The sequence below is a fragment of the Pseudomonas agarici genome, assembly GCF_001543125.1.
Taxonomy (GTDB): Bacteria; Pseudomonadota; Gammaproteobacteria; order Pseudomonadales; family Pseudomonadaceae; genus Aquipseudomonas; species Aquipseudomonas agarici.
On sequence record NZ_CP014135.1, the window covers coordinates 1 to 15,695 of the forward strand.

11 protein-coding genes, 1 tRNA gene and 1 pseudogene are annotated in these 15,695 nt (G+C 56.8%); all 13 read right to left on the reverse strand.

Annotation, left to right across the window (positions count from 1 at the left end; translation table 11 throughout):
* Position 1 precedes the first annotated feature (1 nt).
* A pseudogene (locus AWM79_RS25350) lies at positions 2-274 on the reverse strand (GTP-binding protein); the annotation flags it as partial.
* A 30-nt stretch (positions 275-304) separates the two neighbouring features.
* Positions 305-2,410, reverse strand: coding sequence for an elongation factor G (gene fusA, locus AWM79_RS00005; RefSeq protein WP_026012937.1), 2,106 nt, complete (start codon positions 2,408-2,410; stop codon positions 305-307).
* Between the two features lie 30 nt (positions 2,411-2,440).
* Complete coding sequence (gene rpsG / locus AWM79_RS00010) at positions 2,441-2,914, reverse strand: 30S ribosomal protein S7 (RefSeq protein WP_017123206.1); 474 nt, start codon at positions 2,912-2,914, stop codon at positions 2,441-2,443.
* 123 nt (positions 2,915-3,037) lie between these two features.
* Positions 3,038-3,409, reverse strand: coding sequence for a 30S ribosomal protein S12 (gene rpsL, locus AWM79_RS00015; RefSeq protein ID WP_002555494.1), 372 nt, complete (start codon positions 3,407-3,409; stop codon positions 3,038-3,040).
* A gap of 216 nt (positions 3,410-3,625) precedes the next feature.
* Positions 3,626-7,825 carry a DNA-directed RNA polymerase subunit beta' gene (gene rpoC / locus AWM79_RS00020; RefSeq protein ID WP_060781855.1) on the reverse strand — a complete coding sequence of 1,400 codons (4,200 nt, stop codon included), beginning with the start codon at positions 7,823-7,825 and terminating at the stop codon, positions 3,626-3,628.
* 64 nt (positions 7,826-7,889) lie between these two features.
* A complete protein-coding gene (gene rpoB, locus AWM79_RS00025; protein WP_017129745.1) occupies positions 7,890-11,963 on the reverse strand; it encodes a DNA-directed RNA polymerase subunit beta in 4,074 nt (1,357 codons plus the stop codon).
* Between the two features lie 220 nt (positions 11,964-12,183).
* Entirely contained in the window at positions 12,184-12,549 is a 366-nt protein-coding gene (rplL, locus tag AWM79_RS00030) for a 50S ribosomal protein L7/L12 (protein ID WP_017129746.1), read from the reverse strand.
* Between the two features lie 78 nt (positions 12,550-12,627).
* Positions 12,628-13,128 carry a 50S ribosomal protein L10 gene (rplJ, locus tag AWM79_RS00035; RefSeq protein ID WP_017129747.1) on the reverse strand — a complete coding sequence of 167 codons (501 nt, stop codon included), beginning with the start codon at positions 13,126-13,128 and terminating at the stop codon, positions 12,628-12,630.
* 198 nt (positions 13,129-13,326) lie between these two features.
* Positions 13,327-14,022: a 50S ribosomal protein L1 gene (gene rplA / locus AWM79_RS00040; protein WP_017129748.1), complete on the reverse strand. Its 696-nt coding sequence runs from the start codon at positions 14,020-14,022 to the stop codon at positions 13,327-13,329.
* Positions 14,022-14,453 (reverse strand): 50S ribosomal protein L11, encoded by a 432-nt coding sequence (gene rplK / locus AWM79_RS00045; protein ID WP_003176435.1) that lies wholly within the window; start codon positions 14,451-14,453, stop codon positions 14,022-14,024. The genes rplA and rplK overlap by 1 nt, the downstream gene beginning before the upstream one ends.
* Positions 14,454-14,570: 117 nt before the next feature.
* Positions 14,571-15,104, reverse strand: coding sequence for a transcription termination/antitermination protein NusG (gene nusG / locus AWM79_RS00050; protein ID WP_010443972.1), 534 nt, complete (start codon positions 15,102-15,104; stop codon positions 14,571-14,573).
* Between the two features lie 9 nt (positions 15,105-15,113).
* Entirely contained in the window at positions 15,114-15,482 is a 369-nt protein-coding gene (secE, locus tag AWM79_RS00055) for a preprotein translocase subunit SecE (RefSeq protein ID WP_017129749.1), read from the reverse strand.
* Positions 15,483-15,527: 45 nt separating this feature from the next.
* Positions 15,528-15,603, reverse strand: a tRNA-Trp gene (locus tag AWM79_RS00060).
* Positions 15,604-15,695: the final 92 nt, after the last annotated feature.

Consider the following 15,695-nt stretch of genomic DNA (forward strand, 5'->3'; position numbering starts at 1 on the left):
TGTTCTTCACGTAGTCGGCGTGACCTGGGCAGTCAACGTGAGCGTAGTGACGAATCTTCGAGTTGTACTCGACGTGTGCGGTGTTGATGGTGATACCGCGAGCTTTCTCTTCCGGGGCGCTGTCGATCTTATCGAATTCAACGACCGCAGAACCGAAAACTTCGGAGCAAACGCGAGTCAGAGCAGCAGTCAGAGTGGTTTTACCATGGTCAACGTGACCGATGGTGCCAACGTTGACGTGCGGTAGGGAACGATCAAATTTTTCTTTAGCCACGACAATTAACTCCTTGCCTAAAGGACTGAATCAGCCTTGTTTTTTGGTAACAGTTTCGACGATATGCGACGGAGCTGTATTGTATTTTTTGAATTCCATAGAGTAGCTTGCGCGACCTTGGGACATGGAGCGAACGTCGGTCGCGTAACCGAACATCTCACCCAACGGAACCTCGGCACGAATTACTTTGCCGGACACCGTGTCTTCCATCCCCAGGATCATGCCGCGACGACGGTTAAGGTCGCCCATCACGTCACCCATATAGTCTTCAGGCGTAACAACTTCTACCGCCATGATCGGCTCAAGCAACTCACCACCGCCCTTCTGGGCCAGTTGCTTGGTTGCCATGGAAGCAGCCACCTTAAACGCCATCTCGTTGGAGTCGACGTCGTGGTAGGAACCATCAAACACGGTAGCTTTCAGGCCGATCAGCGGATAGCCGGCGACAACACCGTTCTTCATCTGCTCTTCGATACCCTTCTGGATCGCCGGGATGTATTCCTTAGGAACCACACCGCCCACGACTTCGTTCAAGAATTGCAGACCTTCCTGACCTTCGTCAGCAGGAGCAAAACGGATCCAGCAATGACCGAATTGGCCACGACCGCCGGACTGACGAACGAACTTGCCTTCAATCTCGCAGCTCTTGGTGATGCGCTCACGGTACGAAACTTGAGGCTTACCGATGTTGGCTTCGACGTTGAACTCGCGGCGCATCCGGTCAACCAGGATGTCCAGGTGCAACTCGCCCATGCCAGAGATGATCGTTTGACCGGTCTCTTCATCAGTCTTGACGCGGAAAGACGGGTCTTCCTGAGCAAGCTTGCCCAGAGCGATACCCATTTTTTCCTGGTCATCCTTGGTCTTAGGCTCTACGGCAACCGAAATAACCGGCTCCGGGAAGTCCATACGAACCAGGATGATTGGCTTGTCAGCGTTGCACAAAGTCTCACCCGTGGTGACGTCCTTCATGCCGATCAAGGCCGCGATGTCGCCAGCGCGTACTTCCTTGATTTCTTCGCGGGCGTTTGCGTGCATTTGCACCATACGACCCACGCGCTCTTTCTTGCCCTTAACCGAGTTGATCACGCCGTCGCCGGAGGCCAACACGCCCGAGTAAACCCGAACGAAGGTCAAGGTACCCACGAATGGGTCGGTAGCGATCTTGAACGCCAAGGCCGAGAACGGCTCGCTGTCGTCTGCGTGACGCTCCATCTCCCGAGTCTCGTCATCCGGGTCGGTACCCTTGATGGCAGGAATGTCGGTGGGAGCCGGCAAGAAGTCGATAACGGCGTCGAGAACCAGGGGAACCCCCTTGTTCTTGAACGAAGACCCGCAAACAGCCAGGACGATCTCACCCGCAATAGTACGCTGACGCAGAGCAGCCTTGATTTCCACGTTGGTGAGCTCTTCACCTTCGAGGTACTTGTTCATCAGCTCTTCGTTGGCTTCGGCCGCAGCCTCTACCATGTTGCCACGCCACTTCTCGGCTTCTTCAAGCAACTCGGCAGGGATGTCCTTGCGAACAGGAACCATACCCTTGTCGGAGTCATTCCAGTAGACAGCTTGCATGTTGATCAGATCGATCTGACCCTGGAAGTTGTCTTCGGAACCGATAGCCAACTGGATTGGCACCGGAGTGTGACCCAGGCGCTGTTTGATCTGACCGATCACGCGCAGGAAGTTGGCACCAGCACGGTCCATCTTGTTGACGTAAACAAGACGCGGGACACCGTACTTGTTGGCCTGACGCCATACGGTTTCCGACTGCGGCTCAACACCCGAGGTGCCGCAGAAAACCACGACCGCGCCGTCGAGAACGCGCAGGGAACGCTCAACTTCAATAGTGAAGTCAACGTGGCCAGGAGTATCGATGACGTTGAAGCGGTACTGATCTTTGTGCTGCTTCTCGGAACCCTGCCAGAAGGCGGTAATGGCAGCGGAAGTGATGGTAATACCACGCTCCTGCTCCTGCACCATCCAGTCGGTGGTCGCGGCGCCGTCATGCACCTCGCCCATCTTGTGACTTTTGCCAGTGTAAAAAAGGACGCGCTCGGTGGTGGTGGTTTTACCAGCATCCACGTGAGCAACGATACCAATGTTACGGTAGCGATTAATCGGTGTTGTACGAGCCATAAAGCCCTCGCAAAATGAGTGACGCTAAAATTAGAAGCGGTAGTGCGAGAAAGCCTTGTTGGCCTCAGCCATACGGTGCACGTCTTCACGCTTCTTAACTGCAGCACCTTTACCTTCGGCGGCGTCCAGCAGTTCGCCAGCCAAACGCAGAGCCATAGACTTCTCGCCGCGCTTACGGGCGAAGTCTACCAACCAGCGCATTGCCAGAGCATTACGACGGGACGGACGAACTTCAACCGGAACCTGGTAAGTAGCACCGCCTACGCGGCGCGACTTCACTTCGACCAGCGGAGCGATGGCGTCGAGTGCTTTCTCGAAGAGTTCCAGGGGATCAGTGCCGGCTTTACGCTCTTTAACCTTTTCCAGCGCGCCATAAACAATACGCTCGGCAACGGCTTTCTTGCCGCTTTCCATCACGTGGTTCATGAACTTGGCCAGGATTTGGCTGCCGTATTTTGGATCGTCAAGCACTTCGCGCTTGGCTGCTACGCGTCTTCTTGGCATGGATAAGCCCTCAATCGGTCTTCAGGTTAGCTCGGGACCACTGCATCCAAAAAATGCACGCCCGACCTTACTCTTATCGACTCAGAAAAATAAAAATCGGTTGTTTGCTACCAAAAGCAACGACTACTTAGGCTTCTTGGTACCGTACTTCGAACGACCCTGGTTCCGGCCTTTAACGCCCGAAGTATCCAGAGAGCCGCGAACGGTGTGGTAACGAACACCTGGCAGGTCTTTTACACGACCGCCACGGATCAGCACTACGCTGTGCTCTTGCAGGTTGTGACCTTCACCACCGATGTACGAGGAAACCTCGAAACCGTTGGTCAGGCGCACACGGCATACTTTACGCAGTGCCGAGTTAGGTTTTTTCGGCGTAGTGGTGTACACACGGGTGCATACGCCACGACGTTGCGGGCAGTTCTGCAGCGCAGGCACGTCGGATTTCTCGACGATACGCTTACGCGGCTGACGTACCAGCTGGTTGATAGTTGCCATCTACTAGCTCCACTGTTGTCTTGCGACGCTATTGTCTTGCAAGAAAAGCAAAATGGCAGGAACGAGTCCCCGCCAAATTTAGGGGTACAAGAGTCTAAAGAGGATCTTCTCTCCAGTCAAGACAAGGCCCCGGCCTCCCCTCTCCGTCCATCGCAACAAAAAAGTCGCGATGATCGAAAAAAAGCTACCAGGGCCATGCTTTCACTGCAGCAGGACTCAGTTACCGCTTGAGTTTAGCGCTTCGGTCAGTGCAGCTTCCACTTCACTGGCGCTGACGCGCGCCGGCTTGTCCAGCTCACGGCGGCGCTTGCGCTCGCTGTGGTAGGCCAGGCCGGTACCCGCCGGGATCAGACGACCCACGACTACGTTTTCTTTCAGGCCGCGCAGGTAATCGCGCTTGCCGGTGACGGCCGCTTCGGTCAGTACGCGGGTGGTCTCTTGGAAAGAGGCCGCGGAGATGAACGATTCGGTCGACAACGACGCCTTGGTGATGCCCAGCAACACACGAGTGAACTTGGACACGAACTTGTCTTCGGTCGCCAGACGCTCGTTTTCCACCAACACGTGAGTCAGCTCCATCTGGTCGCCCTTGATGAAGGTGGAATCGCCGGATTCAGCGATTTCAACTTTACGCAGCATCTGACGCAGGATGGTCTCGATGTGCTTATCGTTGATCTTCACGCCTTGCAGGCGGTAAACGTCCTGGATCTCGTTGACGATGTACTTGGCCAGCGCACTCACACCCAACAGACGCAGGATGTCATGCGGGTCGCTTGGACCGTCGGAGATGACTTCGCCACGGTTCACCTGTTCGCCCTCGAAGACGTTCAGGTGACGCCACTTCGGAATCAGCTCCTCATACGGATCACTACCGTCGTTCGGAGTAATGACCAGACGGCGCTTGCCCTTGGTCTCTTTACCGAAGGCGATGGTGCCGCTGACTTCAGCCAGAATCGAGGCTTCTTTCGGACGACGCGCTTCGAACAAGTCGGCAACACGCGGCAGACCACCGGTGATGTCGCGGGTCTTCGACGTCTCTTGCGGAATACGCGCGATAACATCACCGATCGCGATTTTCGCGCCATCCGCCACGCCGACCAGGGCGTTGGCCGGCAGGAAGTACTGAGCGATTACGTCAGTGCCTGGCAGCAACAGATCCTTGCCGTTGTCATCGACCATCTTCACGGCTGGACGGATATCTTTACCGGCAGCTGGACGGTCTTTGGCGTCGAGGACTTCAATGTTGGTCATACCGGTCAATTCGTCGGTTTGACGCTTGATCGTGATGCCTTCTTCCATGCCCACGTAGGTCACGGTACCTTTCATTTCGGTAACGATCGGGTGAGTGTGCGGATCCCACTTGGCCACGATGGCGCCAGCGTCGACCTTGTCACCCTCTTTAACCGAAATCACCGCGCCATACGGCAACTTATAGCGCTCGCGCTCGCGACCGTAGTCGTCGGCAATTGCCAGCTCGCCGGAACGGGACACCGCCACCAGGTGCCCGTCGACACGCTCGACGTGCTTGAGGTTATGCAGACGGACAGTACCGCCATTCTTCACCTGAACGCTGTCGGCCGCCGAGGTCCGGCTTGCCGCACCACCGATGTGGAACGTGCGCATGGTCAACTGGGTACCCGGCTCACCGATCGATTGAGCGGCGATAACGCCGACCGCTTCACCGATGTTCACCTGATGACCACGAGCCAAGTCACGGCCATAGCACTTGGCGCAAATGCCATAACGGGTTTCGCAACTGATTGGCGAGCGCACGATGACTTCGTCGATGCTGTTCAGCTCGATGAACTCAACCCACTTCTCGTCAACCAGCGTGCCAGCAGGAACAATGACGTCCTCGGTACCTGGTTTGAATACGTCACGGGCGATCACTCGACCCAGAACGCGCTCACCCAACGGCTCTACGACATCGCCGCCTTCGATGTGCGGCGTCATGAGCAGGCCATGCTCGGTGCCGCAATCGATCTCGGTGACCACCAGATCTTGTGCAACGTCCACCAGACGACGCGTCAGGTAGCCGGAGTTCGCGGTTTTCAACGCGGTATCCGCCAGACCTTTACGAGCACCGTGAGTCGAGATGAAGTACTGGAGTACGCTCAGCCCTTCACGGAAGTTGGCGGTAATCGGCGTTTCGATGATGGAACCGTCCGGCTTGGCCATCAGACCACGCATACCGGCGAGCTGACGGATCTGCGCGGCAGAACCCCGCGCACCCGAGTCGGCCATCATGTACATCGAGTTGAAAGACTCTTGGTCGACCTCGACGCCATGACGGTCGATGACCTTCTCTTTCGAGAGGTTGGCCATCATCGCTTTGGAAACTTCGTCGTTCGCCTTGGACCAGAGGTCGATCACCTTGTTGTACTTCTCGCCCTGGGTTACCAGGCCGGAGGCGTACTGACTTTCGATCTCTTTCACTTCTTCGGTGGCAGCACCGATAATGCGAGCCTTTTCATCCGGAATAACGAAGTCGTTAACACCGATGGACACGCCAGAAATGGTCGAATAGGCAAAGCCGGTGTACATCAACTGGTCAGCGAAGATCACCGTCTCTTTCAGCCCCACCACGCGGTAGCACTGGTTGATCAGCTTGGAGATCGCCTTCTTCTTCATCGGCAGGTTGACGACGTCGTAAGACAGGCCGGCTGGAACCACCTGGAACAACAAGGCACGACCGACAGTAGTGTCGACGATACGGGTGTTCTTGACGCTGCCGCCATCACGGTCGTTCACGGTTTCGGTGATACGAACCTTGATCTTGGCGTGCAAGGCCGCCTCGCCGGCGCGGAATACGCGGTCGACTTCCTGCAGGTCCGCAAAAATACGACCTTCGCCCTTGGCGTTGATAGCCTCGCGGGTCATGTAATACAGACCCAGTACAACGTCCTGCGACGGAACGATGATCGGCTCGCCGTTGGCGGGCGACAGGATGTTGTTGGTCGACATCATCAACGCACGCGCTTCGAGCTGGGCTTCCAGCGTCAGCGGTACGTGCACGGCCATTTGGTCGCCGTCGAAGTCAGCGTTGTACGCCGCACAGACCAGAGGGTGCAGCTGGATAGCCTTGCCTTCGATCAAGACCGGTTCAAACGCCTGGATACCCAGACGGTGAAGGGTCGGTGCACGGTTGAGGAGCACCGGGTGTTCGCGGATGACTTCAGCGAGAACGTCCCAGACCTCCGGCAGCTCGCGCTCGACCATCTTTTTGGCGGCCTTGATGGTGGTCGCCAGACCGCGCATTTCCAGCTTGCCGAAAATGAACGGTTTGAACAGCTCCAGAGCCATCTTCTTCGGCAGGCCGCACTGGTGCAGACGCAGGGTCGGGCCAACGGTAATAACCGAACGACCGGAGTAGTCCACGCGCTTACCGAGCAGGTTCTGACGGAAACGACCTTGCTTACCCTTGATCATGTCGGCCAGGGATTTCAGAGGACGCTTGTTCGAACCGGTGATGGCACGACCGCGACGACCGTTGTCCAACAGGGCATCGACGGCTTCCTGCAACATACGCTTTTCGTTGCGCACGATGATGTCCGGAGCGGACAGATCGAGCAAACGCTTCAAGCGGTTGTTACGGTTGATCACCCGACGATACAGATCGTTGAGGTCGGAAGTGGCGAAGCGACCGCCATCCAGTGGAACCAGTGGACGCAGGTCTGGCGGCAGCACCGGCAGAACGGTCAACACCATCCACTCAGGCAGGTTGCCGGAGCCCTGGAAGGCTTCCATCAACTTCAGGCGCTTGGACAGCTTCTTGATCTTGGTTTCCGAGTTGGTTTGCGGAATTTCTTCGCGCAGACGGCCAATCTCGTGCTCCAGGTCGATCGCGTGCAGCAGTTCGCGGACAGCCTCGGCACCCATGCGGGCGTCGAAGTCGTCACCGAATTCTTCGAGGGCTTCGAAGTACTGCTCGTCGTTGAGCAACTGGCCTTTCTCAAGCGTGGTCATGCCCGGATCGATAACGACATAGCTCTCGAAATAGAGAACGCGCTCGATATCGCGCAGGGTCATGTCCATCAGCAGGCCGATACGGCTTGGCAAGGACTTCAGGAACCAAATGTGGGCAACCGGCGACGCCAGCTCGATGTGCGCCATGCGCTCACGACGAACCTTGGCCAGCGCGACTTCAACGCCGCACTTCTCGCAGATCACGCCACGGTGTTTCAAGCGCTTGTACTTACCGCACAGGCACTCATAGTCTTTTACCGGGCCAAAGATCTTGGCGCAGAACAGCCCGTCACGTTCTGGTTTGAACGTCCGGTAGTTGATGGTTTCCGGCTTTTTAACTTCACCGAACGACCACGAACGGATCATCTCAGGCGAGGCCAATCCAATACGGATGGCGTCGAACTCTTCGACTTGACCCTGGTTTTTCAGCAAATTCAGTAGGTCTTTCAAGGCCTTTCCTCCTGGCGGAGCAGAGAGCGGGCAGTCCTGCCCCGCTCTCGATTCGCGTCACGTGTTATTCGGTTTCCAGATCGATATCGATGCCGAGGGAACGAATTTCTTTGATCAACACGTTGAAGGACTCGGGCATGCCCGGCTCCATACGGTGATCGCCGTCCACGATGTTCTTGTACATCTTGGTCCGACCGTTCACATCGTCCGACTTCACTGTGAGCATTTCTTGCAGAGTGTATGCAGCACCGTAAGCTTCCAGTGCCCAAACCTCCATCTCCCCGAAACGCTGACCACCGAACTGTGCCTTACCACCCAGCGGCTGCTGGGTAACCAGGCTGTAAGAACCGGTAGAACGAGCGTGCATCTTATCGTCTACCAAGTGGTTCAGCTTCAGCATGTACATGTAGCCGACGGTAACCGGACGCTCGAATTTATTGCCGGTACGGCCATCGAACAGTTGCATCTGGCCGCTTTCCGGCAAGTCTGCCAGTTTCAGCATGGCCTTGATTTCGACTTCCTTGGCACCGTCGAATACCGGAGTAGCCATTGGCACGCCCGCTCGCAGGTTCTTCGCCAGATCCAGGATTTCCTGGTCGGAGAAGGTGTCCAGCTCTTCGTTGCGACCGCCGATCTCGTTGTAGATCTCGTGCAGGAATTTGCGCAGGTCAGCAACCTTGCGCTGTTCCTCGATCATGCGGTTGATCTTCTCGCCCAGACCTTTGGCCGCGAGGCCCAGGTGGGTTTCGAGGATCTGACCGACGTTCATACGCGAGGGTACGCCCAGCGGGTTGAGGACGACATCGACCGGAGTGCCATTGGCATCGTGCGGCATGTCTTCAACCGGCATGATCACGGAGACCACACCCTTGTTACCGTGACGACCGGCCATCTTGTCGCCCGGCTGGATGCGACGACGGATTGCCAGGTAGACCTTGACGATCTTCAGGACGCCCGGAGCCAGGTCATCGCCTTGCTGCAGCTTACGCTTCTTGTCTTCGAACTTGTCGTCCAGCAGACGGCGGCGATCGACGATGTAGGCTTGGGCCTTCTCGAGCTGCTCGTTCAGCGCGTCTTCAGCCATACGCAGCTTGAACCACTGACCATGCTCAAGACCGTCAAGGATCTCGTTAGTGATCTCCTGACCTTTCTTCAGGCCGGCACCGCCTTCGGCAGTGTGACCGACCAGGGCGGAACGCAGACGTTCGAAAGTCGCACCTTCAACGATACGGAACTCTTCGTTGAGATCCTTGCGGATCTCGTCGAGCTGGCTCTTCTCGATGGACAGGGCGCGGCTATCACGCTCAACGCCATCACGGGTGAAGACCTGCACGTCGATGACGGTACCCTTGGTGCCGGTCGGCACGCGCAGGGAGGTGTCTTTGACGTCGCTGGCCTTCTCACCGAAGATCGCGCGCAGCAGTTTTTCTTCCGGAGTTAGCTGTGTCTCGCCTTTCGGAGTGACCTTGCCGACCAGGATGTCACCAGCGCCCACTTCGGCGCCGACATAGACGATACCGGCTTCGTCCAGCTTGTTCAGCGCGGCTTCACCCACGTTCGGGATGTCCGCGGTGATTTCCTCTGGGCCAAGCTTGGTGTCACGGGCCACACAGGTCAGTTCCTGAATGTGGATCGTGGTGAAGCGATCTTCCTGGACAACGCGTTCCGACAGGCAGATGGAGTCTTCGAAGTTGAAGCCGTTCCACGCCATGAAGGCGATGCGCATGTTCTGACCCAGCGCCAGCTCACCCATGTCGGTGGACGGGCCGTCGGCCATGATGTCGCTGCGCTGAACGCGATCACCCTTGCTCACCAGCGGACGCTGGTTGATGCAGGTGTTCTGGTTCGAACGGGTGTATTTGGTCAGGTTATAGATGTCGACACCGGCTTCGCCCGGCTCAACTTCGTCATCGGCAACGCGAACCACGATACGACTGGCATCGACCGAATCGATCACCCCGCCACGGCGAGCCACGACGCACACGCCGGAGTCACGGGCAACGTTGCGCTCCATGCCGGTACCCACCAGCGGCTTGTCGGCTCGCAGGGTCGGTACAGCCTGGCGCTGCATGTTCGAACCCATCAACGCACGGTTGGCGTCGTCGTGCTCGAGGAACGGGATCAGCGACGCGGCGACCGAAACAACCTGCTTGGGCGATACGTCCATCAGGGTGACGTCTTCCGGCGCCTTGACGGTGAACTCGTTCAGGTGACGAACCGCCACCAGCTCGTCAGTGAGGATCTTCTTGTCGTTCATCGTGGCCGAAGCCTGGGCGATCACGTGATCGGCTTCCTCGATGGCGGACAGGAACACGATCTCGTCGGTCACCAGAGCGTCTTTCACCACACGGTACGGGCTTTCAAGGAAACCGTACTGGTTGGTGCGCGCATAGGCGGCCAGGGAGTTGATCAGACCGATGTTCGGACCTTCAGGCGTTTCGATCGGACACACGCGACCGTAGTGCGTCGGGTGTACGTCACGCACTTCGAAGCCTGCGCGCTCACGGGTCAGACCGCCCGGGCCAAGCGCGGAGACGCGACGCTTGTGAGTGATCTCGGACAACGGGTTGTTCTGGTCCATGAACTGCGACAGCTGGCTCGAACCGAAGAACTCCTTCACCGCCGCAGCCACTGGCTTGGCGTTGATCAGGTCTTGCGGCATCAGGCCTTCGCTTTCAGCCATCGACAGACGTTCCTTGACCGCGCGCTCAACGCGCACCAGGCCGACACGGAACTGGTTCTCGGCCATTTCGCCGACGCAACGAACCCGGCGGTTACCCAGGTGGTCGATGTCGTCGACGATGCCTTTGCCGTTACGGATGTCGACCAGGGTCTTGAGAACCGCGACGATATCGTCCTTGTTCAGTACGCCCGAACCTTCGATCTCGGTACGACCGATACGACGGTTGAACTTCATCCGGCCGACCGCAGACAGGTCATAGCGCTCAGGGCTGAAGAACAGGTTGTTGAACAGGGTCTCGGCGGCATCCTTGGTCGGTGGCTCACCGGGACGCATCATGCGATAGATTTCGACCAGCGCTTCCAGTTGGTTACTGGTGGAGTCGATCTTCAGCGTGTCGGAGATGAACGGACCGCAGTCGATATCGTTGGTGTACAGCGTTTCGATGCGAACAACCTGGGCCTTGGCGATTTTCGCCAGGATCTCGGTGTTCAGCTCGGTGTTGCACTCTGCCAGGATTTCGCCGGTTGCCGGATGCACGATGACCTTGGCGGTAGTGCGGCCCAGGACGTAGTCCAGCGGCACTTCCAACTCTTTGATTCCGGCTTTTTCCAGCTGGTTGATGTGACGAGCGGTGATACGACGACCCTGCTCGACAATCACCTTGCCTTTGTCATCCTGGATATCCAGGACCGCGATCTCGCCGCGCAGGCGCTGAGGCACCAGTTCCAGGCTCAGGGTTTCGCCCTTAACGTGGAAGACGTTGGTGGTGTAGAACGCGTCCAGCACCTCTTCGGTGCCGTAGCCCAGCGCGCGCAGCAGCACGGAAGCCGGCAGCTTACGACGACGGTCGATACGCACGAACACACAGTCTTTCGGATCGAACTCGAAGTCCAACCACGAACCGCGGTACGGAATGATCCGTGCCGAATACAGCAGTTTGCCGGAGCTGTGCGTCTTGCCGCGATCGTGATCGAAGAACACGCCCGGGGAACGGTGCAGCTGGGAAACGATCACGCGCTCGGTACCGTTGATTACGAAGGTACCGTTCTCAGTCATCAGGGGGATTTCACCCATGTAGACTTCTTGCTCTTTGATGTCCTTGATCGCTTTGTTCGACGACTCTTTGTCGAAAATGATCAGGCGCACTTTCACCCGCAGCGGAACCGCATAGGTCACGCCGCGCAATACGCATTCCTTGACATCGAAGGCCGGTTCGCCCAAACGATAGCCAACGTACTCCAGAGCAGCGTTACCGGAGTAGCTGATGATCGGGAAAACGGATTTGAAGGCCGCATGCAGACCGACGTCACGGAACTGGTCCTTGGTCGCGCCCGCCTGCAAGAATTCGCGATACGAATCCAGCTGGATAGCCAAGAGGTACGGTACGTCCATGACGTCCGGCAACTTGCTAAAGTCCTTGCGGATACGTTTTTTCTCAGTATATGAGTAAGCCATCAGCGTTCCCCAGCTTGGTCACCTGCTTGTTTGGCCTCTCCCGACGGGAGCAGCCAGAAAATCGTGCAAACCCCATGGTTTGCGCCACCGCATCGGGTGGTTGAAGCACGTTAAAGGCACCGACCGCGCCGGTTGCCAATAACGGAAAAAGGCCGGTGGCAAGAGCCACCAGCCATCAGCCTGTCGCTTAACGCTTGGGCTGGAGACGCAAGGTCGGAGATTACTTGACTTCGACTTCAGCGCCAGCTTCTTCCAGCTTCTTCTTGGCATCTTCGGCCGCTTCTTTCGAAACGCCTTCAGCGATGACCTGAGGAGCGGTATCAACTTTCTCTTTGGCTTCTTTCAGACCCAGACCGGTCAGTTCACGCACGGCCTTGATGACGTTGACTTTCTTCTCGCCAGCGCCTTTAAGGATAACGTTGAACTCGGTTTGTTCTTCAACAACAGCGGCAGCCGCGGCTGGGCCAGCCGAAGCGGCAGCAGCGGTAACACCGAAGGTTTCTTCCATAGCTTTGATCAGCTCAACAACTTCCAGAACGGTTTTCTGGCCAATTGCTTCGATGATTTGTTCGTTAGTCAGAGACATGACTCAATTCCTGAATTGGGGGACAGCCTGCACGGCCATCGAAATAAACAAAATACGCGAGTAAAGAAACGCTCAGCCTCAGGCTGCGGCGGCTTCTTTTTGATCGCGGATTGCCGCCAGAGTACGCGCCAGTTTGCTGGTAGCGCCTTGAATCACGCTCATCAGCTGGGAAATGGCTTCGTCACGGGTTGGCAGGCTTGCCAGCACGTCGATCTGGTTCGCTGCGAGGAACTTGCCCTCAAACGCAGCTGCCTTGATCTCGAACTTGTCCTGACCCTTGGCGAACTCTTTGAAAATACGGGCTGCAGCACCCGGATGTTCCTTAGAGAACGCAATCAAGGTAGGGCCGGTGAACACGTCGTTGAGGACACTGTATTCAGTATCAGCAACAGCGCGCTTGAGCAGGGTGTTACGCACGACACGCACGTATACGCCAGCTTCACGAGCCTCTTTACGGAGTCCGGTCATTGCGCCTACTGTTACGCCACGGGCATCAGCCACGACAGCGGACAGAGCGACTTTGGCAGCCTCGTTGACTTCAGCGACGATGGCCTTCTTGTCTTCGAGATTAATTGCCACGGGTTCAACTCCTGCTTGTTACCGTTTCATCTGGCCGAAGCCGGATGTCGTTTTGGTGTCTGATTCGGTAAGGAACCGGGAGCACCATCTGCGTAGGCTTGTGGTTTAAGACTTGCGTCGCCTACGGTCTTGGATAGCCCCCGCCAGGCAGGGACCCCAATCTTTCAGTGGGTGCAATTGCTTGCACTCACTTGTGTTTTATGCGTCCAGCGAGCTCTGATCGATAACCAGGCCTGGGCCCATGGTGGTGCTCAGGGTAACGCGCTTGACGTAGATGCCTTTCGAGGAGGCTGGCTTGATACGCTTCAGATCGGCGATCAGGGCCTCAACGTTTTCCTTCAGCTTGACGGCGTCAAAGCCGACCTTGCCAACGGAAGTGTGGATAATGCCGTTTTTGTCGGTGCGATAACGAACCTGACCAGCCTTGGCGTTCTTGACCGCGTTGGCGACATCCGGGGTGACGGTGCCAACTTTAGGGTTAGGCATCAGGCCACGTGGACCGAGGATCTGACCCAGTTGGCCGACAACACGCATTGCGTCCGGGGAGGCAATGACCACGTCATAGTTCAGGTCGCCGCCCTTCATTTCGGCAGCCAGGTCGTCCATGCCAACGCGATCGGCGCCAGCAGCCAGGGCAGCTTCAGCCGCTGGCCCCTGGGTGAACACGGCAACACGAACGGTCTTGCCGGTGCCATGTGGCAGCACGGTAGCGCTACGCACGACCTGGTCGGATTTACGTGGGTCAACGCCCAGATTTACAGCAACGTCAACGGACTCGCTGAACTTGACAGTCGACAGCTCGGTCAGCAAAGCGGCGGCGTCTACGAAATTATAGGCCTTGCCTGCTTCGATTTTGCCGGCGATAGCCTTTTGGCGCTTGGTCAGCTTAGCCATTACACACCCTCCACGTTAAGGCCCATGCTACGAGCAGAACCGGCGATGGTACGCACGGCTGCATCCATATCAGCTGCAGTCAGATCCGCGTTTTTGGTTTTCGCGATTTCTTCCAGCTGAGCACGAGTCACGGTGCCAACCTTAACGGTATTAGGACGAGCGGAACCGCTGGTCAGGCCGGCCGCTTTCTTCAACAGAACCGAAGCCGGGGTCGACTTGGTTTCGAAAGTAAAGCTGCGGTCGCTGTAGACAGTGATAATCACCGGAGTCGGCAGACCTGGCTCAAGACCCTGAGTACGGGCGTTGAAGGCCTTGCAGAATTCCATGATATTCACGCCGTGCTGACCCAGTGCTGGACCGACGGGTGGGCTAGGGTTGGCCTGGGCGGCCTTCACTTGTAGCTTGATGTAAGCGGTAATCTTCTTGGCCATGAGGCACTCCAATTACGGGTTCGAACGCCTCGAAAGGCTCCCCGGTTACTTGCGCGTTTATCCCAGTGACGACAAAACCCCACAGCCTAAGGCTGCGGGGTTGGGATGCTTGCCCAGCTAGACCTTTTCGACCTGACTGAACTCCAACTCCACCGGAGTAGAGCGACCGAAAATGAGCACTGCGACCTGAATCCGGCTCTTTTCGTAGTTAACTTCTTCAACCGTACCGTTGAAATCTGCGAACGGACCATCGGTGACACGCACCACTTCGCCCGGCTCGAACAGTGTCTTCGGCTTCGGTTTGTCGCTACCGTCAGCGACACGACGCAGAATAGCCTCAGCTTCTTTGTCGGTGATCGGTGCAGGCTTGTCGGCGGTACCGCCAATGAAGCCCATTACCCGAGGAGTATCCTTGACCAAATGCCAAGTACCCTCGTTCATATCCATCTGCACCAGCACATAGCCAGGAAAAAACTTGCGTTCGCTTTTGCGTTTCTGGCCGTTACGCATCTCTACTACTTCTTCAGTAGGGACCAGAATTTCGCCGAAGCCATCTTCCATGCCTGCCAGCTTTACTCGCTCGATCAACGAGCGCATGACATGCTTCTCGTAACCCGAGTAAGCATGCACAACGTACCAACGCTTAGCCACGGGACACCCTTAGCCAACAATCAAGGAAACAAGCCAACCGAGCAGGGAATCAAGCCCCCACAACAGCAACGCCATAACCAATACCACAGCCACGACAATCAACGTGGTCTGCGTGGTTTCTTGGCGAGTCGGCCATACGACTTTACGGATTTCGGTGCGAGCTTCCTTGGCCAGTACAAAGAACGACTTGCCTTTAGCAGTTTGCAGGCCTACAAAGGCAGCTACAGCAGCAATGACAAGCAGAGCAAGTACGCGGTACAGGACCGGCGAGCCAGCGTAATACTGGTTGCCAACGACACCAATCACCACCAGTGCGACTACAACGAGCCACTTGAGAAGATCGAAGCGAGAGCCTTGGACTTCAGTGTTGGAGGTCATCTAAGAGAATCCTGTGAAAAGAAAGCCAGACACACCGAGTGAATCTGGCAGGTCAGGAGGGAATCGAACCCCCAACCTACGGTTTTGGAGACCGTCGCTCTGCCAATTGAGCTACTGACCTAAAACTTGAATCAGGCCGACCATTATGTCGGCCCGAGAGAGGTATTTCAACTACTTATTCGATTACTTTTGCTACGACGCCAGCGCCGACGG

Bases quoted from the DNA above. Each gene is read 5' to 3' on its own strand.
- fusA (WP_026012937.1), bottom strand. From the start codon at position 2,410: ATGGCTCGTACAACACCGATTAATCGCTACCGTAACATTGGTATCGTT.
- rpsG (WP_017123206.1), bottom strand. From the start codon at position 2,914: ATGCCAAGAAGACGCGTAGCAGCCAAGCGCGAAGTGCTTGACGATCCA.
- rpsL (WP_002555494.1), bottom strand. From the start codon at position 3,409: ATGGCAACTATCAACCAGCTGGTACGTCAGCCGCGTAAGCGTATCGTC.
- rpoB (WP_017129745.1), bottom strand. From the start codon at position 11,963: ATGGCTTACTCATATACTGAGAAAAAACGTATCCGCAAGGACTTTAGC.
- rplL (WP_017129746.1), bottom strand. From the start codon at position 12,549: ATGTCTCTGACTAACGAACAAATCATCGAAGCAATTGGCCAGAAAACC.
- rplA (WP_017129748.1), bottom strand. From the start codon at position 14,022: ATGGCTAAGCTGACCAAGCGCCAAAAGGCTATCGCCGGCAAAATCGAA.
- rplK (WP_003176435.1), bottom strand. From the start codon at position 14,453: ATGGCCAAGAAGATTACCGCTTACATCAAGCTACAAGTGAAGGCCGCC.
- secE (WP_017129749.1), bottom strand. From the start codon at position 15,482: ATGACCTCCAACACTGAAGTCCAAGGCTCTCGCTTCGATCTTCTCAAG.